Annotated in this window: 17 protein-coding genes; 3 read left to right on the top strand and 14 right to left on the bottom strand. The window is 67.2% G+C overall.

The window, feature by feature from the left end:
- Positions 1 to 139: 139 nt before the first annotated feature.
- On the top strand, positions 140 to 799 hold the full coding sequence (locus UC35_RS17935; protein ID WP_227820368.1) for a PIG-L deacetylase family protein: 660 nt from the start codon (positions 140 to 142) through the stop codon (positions 797 to 799).
- Positions 800 to 824: 25 nt separating this feature from the next.
- Here the strand turns inward: UC35_RS17935 and UC35_RS17930 are convergent, their stop codons facing one another.
- From UC35_RS17930 to UC35_RS17865, 14 genes are all read right to left on the bottom strand, one after another.
- Positions 825 to 1547, bottom strand: coding sequence for an SDR family oxidoreductase (locus UC35_RS17930; RefSeq protein WP_061502096.1), 723 nt, complete (start codon positions 1545 to 1547; stop codon positions 825 to 827).
- A complete protein-coding gene (locus tag UC35_RS17925) occupies positions 1544 to 2860 on the bottom strand; it encodes a DUF4910 domain-containing protein (RefSeq protein ID WP_227820367.1) in 1317 nt (438 codons plus the stop codon). The genes UC35_RS17930 and UC35_RS17925 overlap by 4 nt, the downstream gene beginning before the upstream one ends.
- Positions 2857 to 4131, bottom strand: a complete 1275-nt coding sequence (locus UC35_RS17920; RefSeq protein ID WP_061502094.1) for a class I SAM-dependent methyltransferase — start codon at positions 4129 to 4131, stop codon at positions 2857 to 2859. The genes UC35_RS17925 and UC35_RS17920 overlap by 4 nt, the downstream gene beginning before the upstream one ends.
- A 38-nt stretch (positions 4132 to 4169) precedes the next feature.
- Positions 4170 to 5207, bottom strand: a complete 1038-nt coding sequence (locus UC35_RS17915; protein WP_061502092.1) for an NAD-dependent epimerase/dehydratase family protein — start codon at positions 5205 to 5207, stop codon at positions 4170 to 4172.
- Positions 5204 to 5788: a dTDP-4-dehydrorhamnose 3,5-epimerase gene (rfbC, locus tag UC35_RS17910; RefSeq protein ID WP_061502091.1), complete on the bottom strand. Its 585-nt coding sequence runs from the start codon at positions 5786 to 5788 to the stop codon at positions 5204 to 5206. Before rfbC ends, UC35_RS17915 begins: the two co-directional genes overlap by 4 nt.
- Positions 5785 to 6651 (bottom strand): CpsD/CapB family tyrosine-protein kinase, encoded by an 867-nt coding sequence (locus UC35_RS17905; protein ID WP_158513933.1) that lies wholly within the window; start codon positions 6649 to 6651, stop codon positions 5785 to 5787. The genes rfbC and UC35_RS17905 overlap by 4 nt, the downstream gene beginning before the upstream one ends.
- Positions 6652 to 6662: 11 nt before the next feature.
- Positions 6663 to 8018, bottom strand: a complete 1356-nt coding sequence (locus UC35_RS17900) for a GNVR domain-containing protein (RefSeq protein ID WP_158513932.1) — start codon at positions 8016 to 8018, stop codon at positions 6663 to 6665.
- Between the two features lie 165 nt (positions 8019 to 8183).
- Positions 8184 to 9545 carry a galactose oxidase early set domain-containing protein gene (locus UC35_RS17895; protein ID WP_227820574.1) on the bottom strand — a complete coding sequence of 454 codons (1362 nt, stop codon included), beginning with the start codon at positions 9543 to 9545 and terminating at the stop codon, positions 8184 to 8186.
- A gap of 879 nt (positions 9546 to 10424) precedes the next feature.
- A complete protein-coding gene (locus UC35_RS17890) occupies positions 10425 to 11261 on the bottom strand; it encodes a shikimate dehydrogenase family protein (protein WP_061502085.1) in 837 nt (278 codons plus the stop codon).
- A gap of 13 nt (positions 11262 to 11274) precedes the next feature.
- Positions 11275 to 12276 carry a TRAP transporter substrate-binding protein gene (locus UC35_RS17885; protein ID WP_061502083.1) on the bottom strand — a complete coding sequence of 334 codons (1002 nt, stop codon included), beginning with the start codon at positions 12274 to 12276 and terminating at the stop codon, positions 11275 to 11277.
- Between the two features lie 26 nt (positions 12277 to 12302).
- The gene (locus tag UC35_RS17880; protein ID WP_061502080.1) at positions 12303 to 13586 is read right to left on the bottom strand and encodes a TRAP transporter large permease; all 1284 of its coding nucleotides are present in this window, start codon (positions 13584 to 13586) and stop codon (positions 12303 to 12305) included.
- Positions 13583 to 14137, bottom strand: a complete 555-nt coding sequence (locus tag UC35_RS17875; protein WP_061502078.1) for a TRAP transporter small permease — start codon at positions 14135 to 14137, stop codon at positions 13583 to 13585. Before UC35_RS17875 ends, UC35_RS17880 begins: the two co-directional genes overlap by 4 nt.
- Before the next feature lie 327 nt (positions 14138 to 14464).
- A complete protein-coding gene (locus UC35_RS17870; protein WP_061503911.1) occupies positions 14465 to 14908 on the bottom strand; it encodes a type II 3-dehydroquinate dehydratase in 444 nt (147 codons plus the stop codon).
- A gap of 8 nt (positions 14909 to 14916) precedes the next feature.
- Positions 14917 to 15924, bottom strand: a complete 1008-nt coding sequence (locus UC35_RS17865) for a TRAP transporter substrate-binding protein (RefSeq protein ID WP_415752684.1) — start codon at positions 15922 to 15924, stop codon at positions 14917 to 14919.
- 78 nt (positions 15925 to 16002) lie between these two features.
- Between UC35_RS17865 and UC35_RS17860 the strand changes: the two genes are divergently transcribed.
- Both UC35_RS17860 and UC35_RS17855 read left to right on the top strand, forming a co-directional pair.
- Positions 16003 to 16815: an IclR family transcriptional regulator gene (locus UC35_RS17860; protein ID WP_061502074.1), complete on the top strand. Its 813-nt coding sequence runs from the start codon at positions 16003 to 16005 to the stop codon at positions 16813 to 16815.
- Positions 16816 to 17132: 317 nt separating this feature from the next.
- On the top strand, positions 17133 to 17510 hold the full coding sequence (locus UC35_RS17855; protein WP_158513931.1) for a DUF4148 domain-containing protein: 378 nt from the start codon (positions 17133 to 17135) through the stop codon (positions 17508 to 17510).
- Positions 17511 to 17665 lie beyond the last annotated feature (155 nt).

The following is a 17665-nucleotide window of genomic DNA, read 5'->3' as shown; positions in this document are numbered from 1 at the left end:
AATAAGAATGCGTTGGATTGGATAAGACCCGGTCGAGCTCAGCCATGGAAACGATTGCTGGAAAACCGCGATCCAGGTGCCACGCCCCCGGGCATCTGGAAGTAGGATGCGGTAACTGTTTCATCGCGCCATGCTGCCCTTGAACCTGCTCCCCCGCGACCCGGCCGTCCCGCCATCGCTCCTCTTCCTGGGGGCCCACTGCGACGACATCGAGATCGGCTGCGGCGGCACCATCCTGCGCCTGCTTGGCGATTTGCCGCAGGCGCAAGTGACCTGGGTGGTCTTCAGTTCTTCCTCGCAGCGGGAGCGCGAAGCGCGCGCCAGCGCTTCGCTTTTCCTGGAACAAGCCCATGGACCCAAGGATGTGCTGGTCCATCAGTTCCGCGACGGCTTCTTTCCCCACGAAGGTGCAAGGATCAAGGACGCTTTCGAGGCACTCAAGAAAACGGTGAATCCCGACCTCATCTTCACGCACTACCGTGACGACCGGCACCAGGACCATCGCACCATCAGCGACCTGACCTGGAACACCTGGCGGCGCCACCTGATCCTGGAGTACGAGATCCCGAAGTACGACGGCGACCTGGGCGCGCCGAACTGCTTTGTGCCGCTCGATCGCGCGGCCTGCGAGCGCAAGGCGCGCCTGATCTGCGAGCAGTTCCAGTCCGAACGCAACAAGGGCTGGATGACCGAGGACACCTTCCTGGCCCTGGCGCGCCTGCGCGGCATCGAGTGCGCGGCGCCAGGCGGGTTCGCCGAGGCCTTCTACTGCCGCAAGTTCACGCTCAGTGCGGCCTGAGCTGCGGCTGCATGCCCAATGTCCGTCAGTACGACTTGAGCTGCGGCCGGATGCTGATGTCGGTCACTTCGATCCGGCGAGGCAGGGTCAGGGCATGGGTCGCTACCGCGGCCACGTCCTCGGGCTGCATCAGGAGCTCGGGACGATAGGTTCTGCCCTCCATGGCATGGACCGCGGCCTGCATGGGGCTTGCCGTGCGGCCCAGGAACAGGCTGACGACTCGCACGCCGTCCGGATTGACCTCTTCACGCAGGCTGTCCGCGAACGCCTTGAGCGCATGCTTGCTGGCCGCGTACTGGGCGAGGCTCGCCCGTGCCGCGAGGCCGGCGCTCGAATTGACGAAGAGAACCTGGCCTTGCCGTGACCTAAGCTCCGGCAGAAGCCCCTGGGTCACGAGGAAGGGCGCCCGGAAATTGACCCTGTGGTGGGTGTCCAGGTCGTCAGCCGCAGTGGCGGCTACCGTCGACAGCCGGATCACCCCGGCGCTGTGCACCAGGATGTCCACTCGACCCGCGTCGCGCAGGATCCGATCGGCCAGCCCTTCAACGTCCCGGTCCAGCGCCAGGTCCGCCTGCAGGAAATGGGCTTGCACCGGGCCGGCTTCGGCTGACACCGCTTGCAAGGTTTCCAGCTTGCGTCCCACCAGGCAAAGGGTGGCGCCTTGCTTCGCCAACCCCAGGGCGATGGCACGTCCGATGCCGCTGCTGGCGCCGAGCACCACCGCGACCTGCTTGTCCAGGGCCTTCATGGCGTGCCGGGCGCGAGGGCCAACAGGTCGTGCTCCCGCAGCATCTGCGCAGCGGCGTGGATGGCGCCGAACGGGAGCCCGGACCGCTCGGCGATATCGAGCAGGCCGCAGCTGCCGTCCGAGAGGTTCAGTACCCACAACATCGCCATCTCGATCTGCCGCACGCCGCTGCCTCCCATCGCGCCATAAAGGCCGCGCTTGCCCAGCTGCGGTTCGCACTGCGGTTTGAGGTTCAGGTACCGCAGGTCGTGTTCGAGCACGTCGAACACCGACAGCACCGTCTCGCGGGCCTCCGCCAGCGACCCTGCATCGACGAACCCCGGGTTGTCGGCCGAGGTGTGGTACTCGGGAAACTGGCCCCACTGGCTGCGCATGAGGCAACCCACCGGAAGGTTGAATCCGGGGGAGCAGTATTGCCGCTCGTCGTAGCCGTAGGGCGAGAAGTCCAGGGTCGCATGGGGCCGGCCGGCGTGCTCCAGGACATGGGCGATGGCGCGGTCGATCTGCGCGTCGCCGCGCCGGCTCTTCTTGTAGGTGAAGCCCGCGCGGTCGCCGACGCAGGTCAGGACCAGGCCATGGCGGATGGCGCGCGCACGGTCCTCGTTTCGGCTCAGCCAGGTGATCGACCCGATGGTGCCAGGAATGAACAGGAAGCGGTACGAGTAGCGCCTGCGCGATCCGGCCAGCGCCTTCGCGAGGAAGGTCGCGACGGACACGCCCGACATGTTGTCGTTGGCCAGCGAGGGATGGCAGACGTGGCAGGACACCAGCACCTCATCGGCGGTGTCGCCCTCGAGCAGGCATTCGCCATAGCTCAGGTGCCCGTCCTCCAGGGTCGAATCGATGCAGACCTCGTACTCGCCTTCGGGCAGGCGTTCGAGCGTGCTGTGCGGCAGGCAAAAGCCCCAGGCCTCCTTGTAGTAGGACGTGCGGTAGGGAATCAGGTCCGGTTGCGCCGGCAGCGAGTGCAGGTGCGGCCGCAACTCGGCCAGCGACATGCGCTCGTGCACCGGCACGCTGTAGCTCACGACATGCAGGTTGTGGCGCCGGAAGTCGATGACCCGCTCGCCGGCCGCGTTCTTCACCCAGGCGTCGCGGATGTTCCACTCCCGCGGAACCGTCCAGTCGAACACCGGGGTGCCGCTGGGGACTTCATGCACCGTGAGCGGAATCTCCTGCGCGATCCGCGCCAGGGTCGCGCGCACGCCGTCGCCGGTGATGCTGCGGCAGAAGGGATAGAGCTCGCGGACCAGCGCATGCATCGCCGCGCCGAGCGCATCGGCGTCGGCGGCAGCGTCGGACCGAGCGGTCACTCCAGCACTTCCACGTCCGGAATCGGGACCACCAGTTTGCCGCCCCAGTCATGGATCCAGGCCAGCTGCGAACGGATCTCGTCCTTCAGGTTCCACGGCAGGATCAGCACGTAGTCCGGCTTCGTCTCGAACAGCTTCTCCGGCGGGAACACGGGGATGTGCGTGCCCGGCAGGAACTTGCCGTGCTTGTAGGGATTGCGGTCCACCGTGTAGTCCAGCAAGTCGGTGCGGATGCCGCAGTAGTTGAGCAGCGTGTTGCCCTTGCCCGGGGCGCCGTAGCCGGCGACCGTCTTGCCGGCCTGCCTGGCCTCGATCAGGAAGGCGAGGATCTTGCGCTTGGTCCGCTTGACCTGTTCGTCGAAGGAGCGATAGGTCGACAGCCTCGTGAACCCGGCGTTCATCTCGCGCTCGGCCAGTTCGCGTACACGCTCGGTGACCGGCCGCGACCCGTCTTCAGCGTGCCGCGCGTACAGGCGCAGGGAGCCGCCGTGGGTGGGCAGCTCCTTGACGTCGAACACGGTGAGCCCGAACTGGCCCAGCACCCGGCAGGCGGTGAGGAAGGAGAAGTAGGAGAAGTGCTCGTGGTAGATCGTGTCGAACTGGTTGCCTGCCATGAGGCGCATCAGGTGGGGAAACTCCAGCGTGATGACGCCGTGCGGCTTGAGCAGGATCTTCATGCCCTCGGTGAAACTGCACAGGTCGGGGACATGGGCGAACACGTTGTTGCCCACGATCAGGTCGGCCCGCTTGCCGGCCTTCACCAGTTCCGTCGCCGTCTCGCGACCAAAGAATCTGACGAGGGTGGGAATCCCCCTTTTCTCCGCCTGCCGGGCGACGTTGGCGGCCGGCTCGATGCCCAGCACCGGCATGCCCCTTTCCACGAACCAGCGCAGCAGGTAGCCGTCGTTGCTGGCCAGTTCCACGGTCAGGCTGTCCAGCCCCAGGTCGAAGCGTTCGATCACCTCGTCGCTGTAGGCCTTGGCATGGGCCAGCCAGCTGTCGGAGTAAGACGAGAAATACGCGTACTCGGTGAAGATGCTTTCCGGGCTGACGTACTCCTGCAGCTGGACGAGCAGGCATTCCTCGCACACGAACGCGTGCAGCGGATAGAAGGCCTCCATGTGGTTCAACTGGTCGGCCGACAGGAAGCTCTCGCACGGCGGTGACATGCCCAGATCGGTGAAGGTATGGCGCAGGGGCGTGCCGCAGAAGCGGCAGGGCGCGCCGTTGGCGGCGTGCAGGCTGGTCGGGACGGCATCGTCCATGGTCATTCGCATAGATCCTCCCTTGCTCATGTGACAGTCGCGATTCAATACCGCCAGAACAGCCGCTCGTCCAGCTGCCCGGATGCGCTCAGGTACTTCAGCTGCTTGAGGCGCGTGAACGGCCGGCCCTCGAAGGTCGCGCGCTCCATGCCGATGCGCTCGAACACGTCGTGCAGCTGGCGCGCGCCCTTGCGCGCGTCCCAGGCGCAGCGGAAGCCGGGCAGCCGTTCGTGGATCTTGGCGAAGCTGACCCGGTAGCTGCGGTTGTCGCCGCCCGGAGGCCCGAAGCTCAGCTCGCAGCCGGGATAGACGCCGGCCACGATCTGCGCGATCTCGCGCACCTGGTAGTTGTCGGCGTCGTGGCCCACGTTGAACACTTCCGCATGGATACGGTCTTGCGGCGCCACCAGCGCGCAGGCCACCGCCTCGCAGATGTCCAGCACGTGCACCAGGGGCCGCCAGGGCGTGCCGTCGCTGGTCATCGCGATCTTGCCGCTGGTGCAGGCCACGCCGCACAGGTTGTTCAGCACGATGTCGAAACGCATCCGCGGCGAGGCGCCATAGGCGGTGGCGTTGCGCAGGAAGGTCGGGGCGAACTCCGGCGTGGCCAGGGCCGCGACGTCGCGCTCGACCAGCGTCTTGCATCTGGCATATGCGGTCTGCGGATTGACCGGCGAGCGCTCGGTCATCGGCTCGGCCCCGTCGGCCACGCCATAGACACTGCACGAGGAGGTGTAGACGAAGCGCTTGACGCCCGCCGCCTTGGCCAGCGTGGCCAGCCGCACCGAAGCCTGATGATTGATCTGGAAGGTCAGCTCGGGATCGTTCTCGCCCAGCGGGTCGTTGGACAGCTCAGCCAGGTGCACCACCGCATCCAGGCCGCGCAGCAGGTCCGGCTGGATCTCGCGGATGTCGCCATTGATGGTGCGCGGGAAATCCGGCACCAGCGTGCGGTCGCTGAAGAGCCAGCCGTCCCGGTAGTAGCCGGTGTCGAAGCCCACGACCTCGTGGCCGCGCGCGGTGAGGAATGGCGCAAGCAGGCAGCCGATGTAGCCTTCCACGCCGGTGACGAGCAGTTTCATGCGTTGATTCCTTCCCTGAGGATCTTCGAATCGGGCGCCGCCGCGCCGGCCTCCCTGTTGAAGTCGGGCCAGCAGCGGTCCTTGTCCGACATTTCCTTCACCTGCACCGGCCACTCGATGCCGAATGCAGGATCGTCATGGCGGGCGCCGCGGGCGGCCGCCGGCGCGTAAAACTCGGACATGAGATAGCTCACAGCGGCGGCGTCGGTGAGCGTGACGAAACCGTGGGCGAAGCCCTTGGGCACCAGCAGCATGCGGCCGTTGGACTCGCTCAGTTCCACCCCGAACCACTGGCAGCAGGTCGCCGATGCGGGACGGATGTCGACGATCACGTCCCAGATCGAGCCATGGACGCAGCGCACCAGCTTGTCTTCCTCGTGCGGCGGCGCCTGCCAGTGCATGCCGCGCAAGGTGCCCGTGCGCTGCGTCAGCGACAGGTTGCCCTGCACCATGCGGGCCGGAAGCCCATGGGCCGCGAACTCGCGCTCGCAGTACACGCGGGCGAACCACCCGCGATCGTCCTCGTGCGGCTGCGTCTCGACCAGGACCGCACCCGGCAGCGGGGTCGGCTTGAAGTTCATCGCCGGTTCATCACGACGCCCGCAACCAGCGAGTGCCCCAGGTTCAACTGGGCCAGCAGGCGCTTGAGCAGGTCCACGCGGCTGTGCCCCTGGCGCCCGACCAGGAGCGCGGCTCCCGCCTGGGCCGTGATGATGCGCGCATCCGGACCCGCCCGGTTCGAAGGCGTATCGAACAGCACGTAATCGAATCGCTCCAGCATCTCCTGCACCAGCACGCCCAGCCGCGGCCCCTGCAGGAGTTGCACCGGATCCGGCATCAAGGTCCCCGCACCCATCAGGTGCAGTCCGTCGACGCCCTCCACCCGGACCACCGCCTCGCCCTGGCCGCTGCCCGCCAGCAGGTTGCTCAGGCCCACCGGGGTGCCGAGCGAGAACAGCCGGTGCAGCCTCGGACGTCGCAGGTCACCGTCAATCAGCAGGGTCCGGCCGGCGAACTGGCTCAGGCAGATCGCCAGGTTCGCGGCCAGGTAGGTCCGGCCATCACCGTCCTCGGAGCTCACCACCGCCAGCGCGGGCCTCTCGACCCCGGCCAACACGCCGGCAAGCAGCTGCGAACGCAGGACGCGGAACTCCTCGGCGCGGTCCGAGAAGGGGTCGCGCGCGGCGACCAGTTCGTCGGGCCATGTCTGCACCACCGGGTTGGGGACACCCGAGGGGTAGTAGAACTGCCGGACATCATCCTGCGTCGCGATGCGCGTGCTGGTGGGAAGCTCGGCCAGGCGCAGCTTGCGCTCGCGCTCCCAGGCGACGATCTTGTCGACCTGCTCGCGGCTCAGGTCACGGCGCCGGCGAATCAGCTGGCGGTTTTCGGCCGCGGTGTCGGAGATTTCGGGGTCTTCCGTCCTGCGGTTGGCGTCGTTCATGTCGTTTCCCATCACGGGCTTGCATAGGTCAGGCGGTGCCTTTCCCGGTCACCGTTGGACATCACACCGATCAGCGGTTGGTCGAGCAACTGCAGGACATCGTCCTCGAGCCGCAGGCGCCGGTCGCGCGACTCACGCCAGAAGGCCGCGAGCACGCCGGCGAACGTGCCGATCACCAGCGAGGCAATCAGGTTGACGATGAGGCGCGGCGATGACGGCAGCGCCGGCGCCGTTGCCGGCTTCACGATGGAGATGGATTCACGCGGCCCGCCGGTGTCCAGGACCGACTCATTGGTCCGCATGACGGCGCTGTCATAGGCGCGGCGCGCCAGCTCGACGTCGCGCTGCAGGCGCAGCGCCTGCTCGCGCTTGGATTTCAGTTCGATGACCTTGGCCCGCTGCGCCTCCAACGCCGACTGGATGGTGGCCACCCGTTCAGCCGCGATCTTGCTCTCGCCGGCGATGGAAGAGGTCACCCGCCGCGAGGCGGCATCCACGCGCCCGCGCAACTCCTCCAGCGCGTTGCGCTGCTCGATCACCGAGGGGTGCTGGTCGCCCAGCCGCGATCGCAACTCCACCATCCGCGCCTCCTGCCGCGCCAGGTCGGCGCTGAGAAGAGACACCACCGGGTCGCGCAGCACTTCATCCATGCCCGCGCGGTTGGCCTGCGACTGCCGCTGCCGGCCGGCTGCATTGGCCGCGACGGACTGCAGCGCGACCAGCTGTGTGTTCAGTTCCGACAGGCGAAGGTTCTCCACATCCAGCTTTTCATCGGTCACCGAAATGCCGTTCTCGCGCTGATAGGTGGCCAGTTTCTCTTCCGCCGTGTCCAGCGCGGCCTTGAACCGGCCTGTGCGGCCGCTGAAGGCTCCGGTCGTGCGTGTCGCGGTTTCCTCGCGGATCTGCCGCGCGATGTCCACATAGGCCTGCACGAAGGCGTTGGCCGTTCGCGCGGCGGAGCCGGCATCGCGCGAGGTGTAGGAGATCGTGAGCATGTTGGACTCGCGCGAGGGCTTGACGTCCAGCTTCTTGAGCAACTGCTCGCCGGCCCAGGTCTCGAAGTCGCCCTCGCCGCCGATCGATTCCTTCCACTTGTTCTTGAGCTGCTCATCGTCCTGCAGACCCAGCAGCCGCAGCGCGGCGATCGCGACGCGCACGCTCTCGATGAGTTCGGCCTCAGCGGCGACGGGACTCGAGATCGAGGGGATCGGCGAGGCGGGAGCGCGCGACTCCACCATGACTTGGGCACGCGCCACGTATTGCCGCGGCATCAGCATCGTTCCAAGCACGGTCAGCAGGACGATGGCGCTGAACGCCAGGAGGAAAGCCCCTCGCCTGCCGGCGATCACGGAAAAGAATCTGCTCAAGGACATGGTTCCCAGGCCGCGTCGCGCCCTGCTCCTCTCATGTCGCAGGCGGCGCAAGCTTCAGGCTCTGCGTCCGACTCTAAGGTCGGACATATGCCTGTGCGTGTAGGACGCAGCCTCGGCAATCTCCTAGGCTATTTCTACTGTGGTGTGCGTGTGCGTTGCTCAGCTGATCCGGACGAAACTTGCGACCGAAGGAATACCTGCGGAGTCGAGCACGAACAGCATGTAGTAGCCGGGCGGTACCATGGCGGCTGAGTTCGGTACGGTGGCCGTCAGGGTGGTGTTGTTGACCTGCACGGGCAGGCGGATTGCACGCTGGTGCATGTCAACGCCGTGGGTGGTCGCGCCCGGCGCCACCAGCATCGCCGACGCCACCTGCCGGTCGGTGGTGACGACGAAACCCTGCCCACGCGTGACGGTCGCGGGTGCCGAGACAATCTGCGGCTGTGCGCCCATGAACAGATAGGGTGGCCAGTACACCTGCGCCTTGTGCTGGGCGGCGGCAGCGGCGGACTTGTCCATGTCGTCCTGGGACAGCAGGACCGTGGCGTCAGGCAGCAGGATCGCGCTGGAGTGGTAAGCCGCCTGGATCGCGTGGGGAAGCATCTGCTGCCATTGCCCGATCGTCTCGCTGGCCTGGGTGGAATACATCTCCGCCTGCAGTACGGGGCCGTCGTAGGTGTTCTGGCCGCTGTTGCCTCCCATGGTGAGCAGCTTGCCATCGGGCAGGATCACCGTGTTGCTGTTGTGCCGGGGCTGGATCCAGCGCGGATACGCATTCCAGCCGATGCCCGGCGCACCGCCGTCCAGCCATTCGTTGCCCGAGGTCGGCGCCCGAAAGTCATCCTGGCCGCCTGCGACCATCACGACCTGCCGCGTCGTGGTGCCTGAGGCATCGGTGTAGATGATGCCGTTGCCATAGCTCCAGTGGGAGCCGCGCAAGATGGGCAGCGGTGTCCATTGGCCGTTCGCCGGGTTGAACAGGTAGCTCGAATAGTTGGACGGCCCGGCTTCCAGCATCGACCCGCCCAGGAGCTGGTACTGGAATGGATACAGACCGGAAAAAGTGTGAGTGCCGACGAAGGCGATCGTCCCCACGCCGTCCGGGCTCGCGGTGGGGGTGAAGATCTCGACCTCGCGGCTGATCGCTTCTGAGCCGGTTTCGTCATAGCCGCTGGTAATGACAACGCGGTTGTCGCCCAGCTTGGTGGTGGTCGGATACCACCGCCCTGTGACCATGTCGGGTTGGCGCACGAAGGTTTCGGTGGCGGGATTGAAGGTGTAGGTGGTCAGGGTTCCCTTCCAACCCTGGGTGCCCGGCGGCGCGTTCGGATCGGGATAGCGCAGGTTGCCGCCGGCGATGAAGACCCGGCCGTCGGCCAACACCGTCTGCCCGGCGCACCAGATGTTCTCGGGCGGCGCAATCGAGCGGCCCGTGCGGGTAGCCGGATCCCAGATGTAGGCCACGCCGTTCATGGAATTTGCCGGCTTGTCCCAGTCGTTCGGGTTGTACGACCAGAACATCACCTTGCCGGTGTGCAGCAGGACTGCCGTGACGCCGACAACCGGAATGGTGAACGGGTCGCTCCAGCGGCCTTGCGGGTAGGTCGGCGGTGGCGGTGGCGGTGGCGGTGGCGGTGGCGGTGGCGGTGGCGGTGGCGGTGGCGGTGGCGGTGGCGGTGGCGGTGGCGGTGGCGGTGGCGGTGGCGGTGGCGGTGGCGGTGGCGGTGGCGGTGGCGGTGGCGGCGGCGGTGGCGGCGGCGGTGGCGGCGGCGGCGGCGGTGGCGGTGGCGGCGCGGGTGGAGGCGTTGGAGCCGGAGTTGGAGCCGGCGTCGGCGCAGGAGTTGGCGCTGGGGTGGGCTTCGGCGGCTTGCCCTTGCCCCTGTCAGCCGCAGCCAGGAAGCCAGCGGCGAGTTGGTTGGCGGCCGCGACCTCGGCGAGGTCCTCCTGCAGCGTCTGCGGACCCGATTTGGGTTGACGACCGCGGGCGGGCACCGCGCGCTCGCCGCGCTCGACCTCGCACTGGGCGGCCCGCACGCGCGCGTGCTCCCTCGCGTGGGCCGAGCCCAGCAAATCACTTTCGCGCTTGAACACGGCCGCCTCAACCTCTGCCGGCTGGCAGGCCTGGCCCGGCACGTGCAGTGGCGGGGCTGCAGCCGTCGGCTGTGCCACCAGCAGTGACAAAAGCGCTGCCAGCTTTGTGCGCGCGCTGAAGCGGGTCGATGACATGCCCCGTCCTTTGAGTGCAGTGCCGCTCAACGTAGGATTTCTCTGTCACGGGGGCAAGCACAGCCGTCTTGGATGTCGCCGCTGTTACTTTCGTTTGCACGAGCGTCTGCTCAGCGAGGAATCCGGCCCACCCCAGCCGTCGGGCAAATGCCGGCGTCTGGCTCGACCGAGGCGCTAGGCCAGCGGCCCGGCCAGCTCGCGCAGGCGCTCGGGCGTGGCCACCGGCAGGCCGAAGAATTCCAGGTACGCCGGGATCATCTCGAACAGCATGTCGGTGCCGACCTGCGTGCGGCAGCCGCGCGCTTGCGCGGCCTGCAGCAGGGGCGTGAGCTCGGTGCGCATCACAACCTCGCCGACGAAGGTCTGGGAATCGAGGCGGTCGGCATCGAAAGGCAGCGGGTCCTGGTCCGACATGCCCAGCGGCGTGCAATTGACCACCACGTCGAAGCCGGCCGGGTCCTTGCTGCCCGTGCTCACGCGCAGCTGCGGATGAAGCGCGCGCAAGCGCGCGGCCAGCGCCTCGGCCGCGGGCGCGTTGAGGTCATGCAGCGCGATCTCCGCCACACCCGCGCCGGCCAGCGAAGCGGCGATCGGGCAGCCCACGCCGCCGCAGCCGACGACCAGGGCGCGCGCGCCGCGCAGCACCAGGCCCTTGCGCTGCGTGCCGCGCACGAAGCCGGCGCCGTCGAACTGCTCGCCGCACAGGCGCCCGTCCGGCAGACGCTTGACCGCGTTGCAGGCGCCGGCCACCTTGACCGCATCGCTGGCCTCGTCCAGCAGCTGCACCACCCTCACCTTGTGCGGCATGGTGATCAGCGCGCCCCGCACGTTGTCCAGCCGGAAGAGCCCTTCCAGCACCAGCGGGAAAACCTCGGCGCGGCAGGCCATGGGCACCACCAGCGCGTTGATGCCCTCGGCCTCGAAATACGGGTTGTAGATCAGCGGCGCCTTGAAGGAATGCGTCGGGAAACCGAGGTGCGCGATCACCTCGGTGTGGCCATCGATGCGCATGAGCGCCGAGCCCTTACTTGCGCGCCTTGTCCAGCTCGGTCATCAGCGCCTTCACCGTGGCGTCGCCCACGTTGGCGGAATGCTTGGCGATCACGGGCTTCATCTTTTCGCGCATCTTCGCGACTTCCGCCGGCGGCAGCTCGCTCACCTGCATGCCCGCTTTCTTCAGGGCGTCGAGGATGCCCGCGGCCGCGGTGCGCGACTGCTCGCGCTGGTACTTCGCCGATTCATGCGCGGCGTCCGCCAGGACCTTCTTCTCGTCGGCCGACAGCGCATCCCAGAACTTCTTGCTGATCACCACCGACTGTGGGTTGTACTGGTGGTTCGTGAGCGTCATGTACTTCTGCACTTCGTACAGCTTGGCGCCCTGGATCGTCGCGACCGGGTTCTCCTGCCCGTCCACCGCCTTCTGCTCGAGCGCGGCATAGAGCTCGGGGAAAGGCAGCGGCGTGGGATTCGCGCCGAGGGCCGTCACCCAGTCCACGTTGATCGGGTTGGGGATGACGCGCAGTTTCAGGCCCGCGATGTCCTCGACCTTGGCGATCGGCCGCTTGCTGTTGGTGAGCTGGCGGAAGCCGAGTTCGTAGTACGCCAGGCCGACCAGGCCCTTCTCTTCCAGCTTCTGGTGCAAGGACTGGCCGAAGGGGCCATCGGCCACCGCGTCCGCCTCCTTCGGGCTGCCGAAGAGGAAGGGGAAGTCGTAGACCGCGAACTCCTTGACCACGCTCGCGAAGATGCCGGAGTTCATCGCGGCCATCTCCAGCGTGCCCCCCTGCAAGGCCGAGACGTTGGCCTGGTCGCTGCCCAGCGCGCCGCCGGGGAAGACGTTCACCTTGAGCTTGCCGCCGGACTTCTGCTCGACGATCTCGGCGAACTTCTCCATGCCCATCACGACCGGATGGCCCTTGGCGTTCTGGTTGGCGAACTTGATGGTCTTCACCTGCGCCTGCGCGATGCCGGTGGCCAGTGCCAGGGCGACGAGCGCGGCAGCCTTCAGTGTTGTCCTCTTATCCATGGTGTTGTCTCCTAGTGGGCAGAAGCTTAACCGTAGAACCAGCGCGCCGGAACCATGACGAGTTGGGGGAAGAAGACCATCAGGAACATCACGGCGAACTGGGCGACCATGAAAGGCCACACGCCTTTGGTGACCTCATCCATGCTGATCTTGCCGACGCCGGCCACGGTGCTCAGGATCGTGCCCACCGGCGGCGTGATCAGGCCGATCGAGTTGTTGATCATGAACATCACGCCAAAGTAGACCGGGTCGATGCCCGCGGCCTTCACCAGCGGCATGAGCACCGGCGTGAGGATCAGGATGGTCGGCGTCATGTCCATGGCCGTTCCGACGACCATCGTGAGCACCATGATGGCCACCATCAGCAGCGTGGGGCTGTCGAGCAGCGGCTTGAGCAGCGCCACCAGTTCCGCTGGCAGGTTGGCGACCGTGATCATCCATGCGGACACCATGGCGGCCGCGACCAGGAACATGACGACGGCGGTAGTCCGCGCGGCCGACAGGAACAGGCCGTGCAATTCGGACCACTTCAGCTCGCGGTAGATGACCATCGACACCAGCAGCGCGTACACCGCGGCCACGACGGCGGCCTCGGTCGGCGTGAACACGCCGAACTTCAGGCCGACGATCACGATCAGCGGCAGGCCGAGCGCGAAGGTGGCGTCCTTGAGCGCGACAAGCACCTCGGCACGCGTGGCGCGCGGCGGCGGCTCGCCGCCCTTGTCCTTGCGCACCATCCACCACCAGGTCACCCACAGCGAGGCGCCCAGCAGGATGCCCGGGAAGATGCCGGCGATGAACAGCTTGGAGATCGAGACGTTCGCGGCCACGCCGAACACCACGAACCCGATCGACGGCGGGATGATCGGCCCCATCACGGCGGCCGAGGCCAGCAAGCCGGCGGAGCGCGGACGGTCGTAGCCTGCGCGGGTCATCATCGGCAGCAGCAGCGCGGCGAGCGCCGCCGCATCGGCCACCGCCGAACCCGACAGCGCGGACATCAGCGCCGCCGCGATGATCGCGACATAACCCAGTCCGCCGCGCACGTGGCCGACCAGCGTCATCGCCAGCTTCACGATGCGCCGCGACAGGCCGCCGGTGTTCATGATCTCGCCCGCCAGCATGAAGAAGGGCACGGCCAGCAGCGGGAAGCTGTTGGCGCCCTCGAGCGTGTTCTGCGCCAGGATCTGCGCGTCGAACATGTTCATGTGCCACATCAGCGCGGCGCCGGAGGCGAGCAGCGCGAAGGCGATCGGCACGCCCAGCGCCATCGCGCCCAGCAGCGACCCGAGGAAGATGGCGATGGTCATGCGGAGCGCCTCCCGAGCGGCGCGGCTTCGGCACCTGCGGACTCTTCTTCGGATTCGACGATGCCCACCAGTTCGTCCTCGGCGAGTTGGCCGCTCACGAGCTTGTAGAACTCGTGCGCGATCACCACGGCGCCGAGCACCGCGAACACGACACCGCTGGAATAGAACCATGCCATGGACGCCTCCATCACGGCGCTGGTCGTCTGGTAGTTGATCACCGTCTGCTGCCACCCGCCCTTGGCCATCAGCCAGCATATGTAAAGCATCAGCAGGTGCGTGGCCGCCAGGCACAGCTTCTTGCCGGCCACGGGCAGGCGCGAGACGAGGGTGTCGGTGCCCAGGTGGCCGTGGGTGCGAAGCGCCACGACGGCCCCCAGAAAGGTCATCCACACGAACAGCCAGCGCGACAGCTCCTCCGACACCGTGATACCGGAGTTGAAGCCGTAGCGCAGCACCACGTTGCCGAACACCATGAGCACCATCAGGGCCAGGCAGGCGACCATCAGGTGGCCGAACAGGCGGCACAGTGCGTCGATGGCTCTCTGGATCATGGTCGAGTCTTCCAGTGTCCTGTCCCGCAAATTTCTGGGCCCTCGTTCGTATGCATGCGGGGATGAGCGGTGGTTGGCCAGATAGGGTCAAGACTGGGCGTCTTGACCCTATCTGGACGGCCGCCGGGCGCCCCGCAGGCGCCGAACCCTTCGGGCTGCCTCGTATCGGGCCGCATGCCGCGTTGCGTCCACGGGTCAAGCCGGCCAGGCTTGACCCGCGCCCGCGCCTTGCCTGCGGCCCGATACGAGGCAGCGAGAGCCCAGGAATTTGCGGGACAGGACACTAGGCGCCATTCTCCATGCGCCGGCTCGATTTGGCGCATGGGGTCAGCCCGCGGTCTCGCGCACGATCTCCACCAGCGCCCGCAGGCCCGCCGTGTAGGAACGCCAGCCCAGGCCCTGGATCGTGGCCTTCACCGCCGGCGAGATGATCGAGTGCTGCCGCCAGGACTCGCGCGCCGCGATGTTGGACATGTGGATCTCCAGCACCGGGAAAGGCATGGCCTTGATCGCGTCGTGCAGCGGCACCCCGTGCTGCGTGAGCCCGGCCGGGTTCAGCAGCGCGCCGGCGGCCGAATCGATGTTCTCGTGGAACTTGTCGACCAGCGCGCCCTCGTGGTTGGACTGGAAGATCTCCAGCTCGACCTGCAATTCGCCGGCGAGCGAGCGCAGGCGCTCGTTGATCTCGGCCAGCGTCGTGTGGCCGTAGATGTGCGGCTCGCGCCGGCCGAACAGGTTCAGGTTCGGCCCGTGCAGCACCAGGATCTTCAGCTGCTGCGTCACTTGCGCGCCTTGGCCAGTTCGTCGTTGTAGAGCTTGACGATCGCCGGGTCGTAGCTGGCGGAGAACTTCTCCGTCACCGGGCGGGCGATCTCGCGCATGCGGCCTTGTTCCGCGGCGCTGACTTCGTTGTATTGCATGCCGCGCTTCTGCAACTCGCCCACCGCTGCCTGCGCCGCGGCGCGGCTGGTTTGCCGCTGGTAGGCGCGGGCCTCGTTGGCCGCATCCTGCATGATCTTCTGTTCGGCCGGGGACAGCCGGTCCCAGAACTTCTTGCTCACCAGCATGATGTTGGCCGCGTACACGTGGTTGGTGGCGCTGACGAACTTGTTTACCTCGAAGAACTTGTTCGACAGGATCACCGCGAACGGGTTCTCCTGTCCGTCCACCGCCTTGGCTTCCAGCGCGCCGTACAGCTCCGCGAAGGGCATGGGCACCGGGTTGGCCTTGAAGGCCTTGAAGGTTTCCAGGAACACCGGATTGGGGATCACGCGGATCTTCAGGCCGTCCAGGTCCTCCGGCCGGGCGATCGGGCGCTTGCTGTTGGTGACATTGCGAAAGCCCAGGTCCCAGTAGCCGAGCGCGACCAGGCCCTTTTCCGGCAGCTTGGCCAGCAGCGCCTGCCCGAAGGGGCCGTCCAGCAGCGCGTCGGCCTGGGCGAAATTCGCCACCGCGAACGGAAAGTCGATCAGCCCGAATTCCTTGACGATGCCGGCCAGCGATGTCGTGGCGGGCGCCGACATCTCCTGCACCCCGCCCTGCAGCGCCGACTGCTGCTGCAGTTCGTTGCCCAGTTGATTGGACGGGAATTCCTGCACCTTGAGCTTGCCGCCGCTCTTGGCGGACACCAGTTCGGCGAAGCGCTTGACGCCCAGGCTCACCGGATGGTCGGTGTTGTTCAAGTGCCCGAACTTGATGGTGCGCTCCTGGATGTCCTGCGCGCCGGCGGCGAATGCGGCGAGGACGAGAACCGCACCCAGTGCGGTGCGCAGCAGATTTGTTTTCACGCAAAGTCTCCTTCGTTGGATGTGCGGCATGATAGGAACGCGTCCAGAACAGTGTTCCGAACTGGAAACTCATTTCACATGGCAAACACACCGCCCGCCTCCGGCACCGGCGCCCTCGCCCGCGCGCTGCGCATCCTCGAAACGCTGGCGCAGGCGCCGGAGGGACTGCCGCTGTCCGCGCTGGCCGACGAACTGGAGCTGCCGCGCAGCGCCTGCCACCGTCTGCTGGCCGACCTCACGCGCTGCGGCTACGTGCGGCAGGTGCGCGCGCACGGCGACTACGCGCTCACCACCAAGCTGCCCGCACTGGGCCTGAGCTACCTGGGCGGCGCTGGCATCATCGACATCGCGCAGCCGATCATCGACCGCCTGGCCGACGTCTCGGGCGAGCTGGTGCGGCTGGCCCTGGTCGACGGCGACCGCCTCACCTTCGTGGGCAAGGCGCAAGGCGCGCGCTCGGGCCTGCGCTACGACCCCGACATGGGCATCGACGTGCGCCTGTCATGCAGCGCCGGCGGGCATGCCTGGCTGATGACACTGTCGGAGGAACGGGCCACCGAACTGGTCGCGCACCAGGGCTTCGGCAGCCCGAAGGAGTTCGGTCCCAAGGCGCCCACCACCTTCAAGGCGCTGATGAAGGTGCTCGAGGAGGACCGGCGCCGCGGCTTTTCGATGATGACCGAGATGTATGCGCCGGGCATGAGCGCGATGGCGGCGCCGGTGCAGCGCCGCGGCCAAGGCACCGTGGGCGTGATCACCATCGCCGGGCCGCTGATGCGCCTGACGCCTGCCCGCATGCAGGTACTGGGCGAGCCACTGGTGGCCGCCGCGCAGCAGCTGGCACTGGCCAGCGCCAGTTCGCCCTTCTTCTCGCACCGCCGGCACTCATAGGCCGAACGCAGGCCTGCAGGTTCTCACCACCGAGGCGCAGAGAGCACAGAGGGTCGCAGGGGAAACGAATCAAGGGACTCAAGGCACGTCTCCCGGCGGGCCTCTGCGCGCTCCGAGCCTCTGCGGTGAGTGAATTCGGGTTGCCACTACGCCCCCGGATACCCGCGCAATACAAAACGAGTGCAAATCAGCGCCCGCCTGAAATGGCGCGAATACCGCCGTCGCCCAAAGTACATACACCCCACGGGGCAGGCGGACACCGAGCGAAGGCCGCCACGCCGCCGGTCCATCCCACCCTTCGCTCAATGGAGAAAGTCATGAACCGCCGCACCTCTTCCGTCCTCGCCTTCAGCTCCACCATCGCCGTCGCCATGCTGGCGGCCAGCGCGATGGTCGGAACCGCCCGCGCCGACGACATCACAATCGACAACACGCCCTTCGTCAGCACCAAGACCCGCGCCGAAGTGAAGGCCGAGCTCTTCGCCAGCAAGGTCAGCAGCGCCGGTGGCGAATATGCCCTGCAGCAGAACGGGCAGCACATCGCCAGCGACTACACCCGCGAGCAGGCCCGCGCCGACTACATCGCCTCGCGCGACCAGGTCCGTGCGATGAACGCCGAAGACAGTGGCTCTTCCGCGCTGGCCCAGGGCCGCGCCAAGTCCTCCGGTGTCATGGTTGCGAAGGATTCCCGCTGAGCTTGACCGGAGCTTGCGCCACCCCCTCGCCGTCCGCCAGCCCCGTGCGGACGGCGAACTCCCCTCCCCCGCTTTGCAACCGGCGCGTATCGCGCGTGTATCCGCAAGGCAATTCCCGCCCCAGCCGCCCCAGCCGCTTGCCGCCCGGCCTAGAC

The organism is Ramlibacter tataouinensis, from assembly GCF_001580455.1.
GTDB lineage: Bacteria > Pseudomonadota > Gammaproteobacteria > Burkholderiales > Burkholderiaceae_C > Ramlibacter > Ramlibacter tataouinensis_B.
The sequence above is the reverse complement of the archived record's forward strand: the minus strand, read 5'-3'. Positions and strand labels throughout refer to the sequence as shown.

Coding starts and splice junctions, on each gene's coding strand:
- UC35_RS17905 (WP_158513933.1), bottom strand. CDS start 6,651: ATGAACGACGCCAACCGCAGGACGGAAGACCCCGAAATCTCCGACACC.
- UC35_RS17885 (WP_061502083.1), bottom strand. CDS start 12,276: ATGGATAAGAGGACAACACTGAAGGCTGCCGCGCTCGTCGCCCTGGCA.
- UC35_RS17860 (WP_061502074.1), top strand. CDS start 16,003: ATGGCAAACACACCGCCCGCCTCCGGCACCGGCGCCCTCGCCCGCGCG.
- UC35_RS17915 (WP_061502092.1), bottom strand. CDS start 5,207: ATGAAACTGCTCGTCACCGGCGTGGAAGGCTACATCGGCTGCCTGCTT.
- UC35_RS17920 (WP_061502094.1), bottom strand. CDS start 4,131: ATGACCATGGACGATGCCGTCCCGACCAGCCTGCACGCCGCCAACGGC.
- UC35_RS17930 (WP_061502096.1), bottom strand. CDS start 1,547: ATGAAGGCCCTGGACAAGCAGGTCGCGGTGGTGCTCGGCGCCAGCAGC.
- UC35_RS17890 (WP_061502085.1), bottom strand. CDS start 11,261: ATGCGCATCGATGGCCACACCGAGGTGATCGCGCACCTCGGTTTCCCG.
- UC35_RS17895 (WP_227820574.1), bottom strand. CDS start 9,545: ATGTTCTGGTCGTACAACCCGAACGACTGGGACAAGCCGGCAAATTCC.
- rfbC (WP_061502091.1), bottom strand. CDS start 5,788: ATGAACTTCAAGCCGACCCCGCTGCCGGGTGCGGTCCTGGTCGAGACG.
- UC35_RS17880 (WP_061502080.1), bottom strand. CDS start 13,586: ATGACCATCGCCATCTTCCTCGGGTCGCTGCTGGGCGCGATGGCGCTG.
- UC35_RS17875 (WP_061502078.1), bottom strand. CDS start 14,137: ATGATCCAGAGAGCCATCGACGCACTGTGCCGCCTGTTCGGCCACCTG.
- UC35_RS17855 (WP_158513931.1), top strand. CDS start 17,133: ATGAACCGCCGCACCTCTTCCGTCCTCGCCTTCAGCTCCACCATCGCC.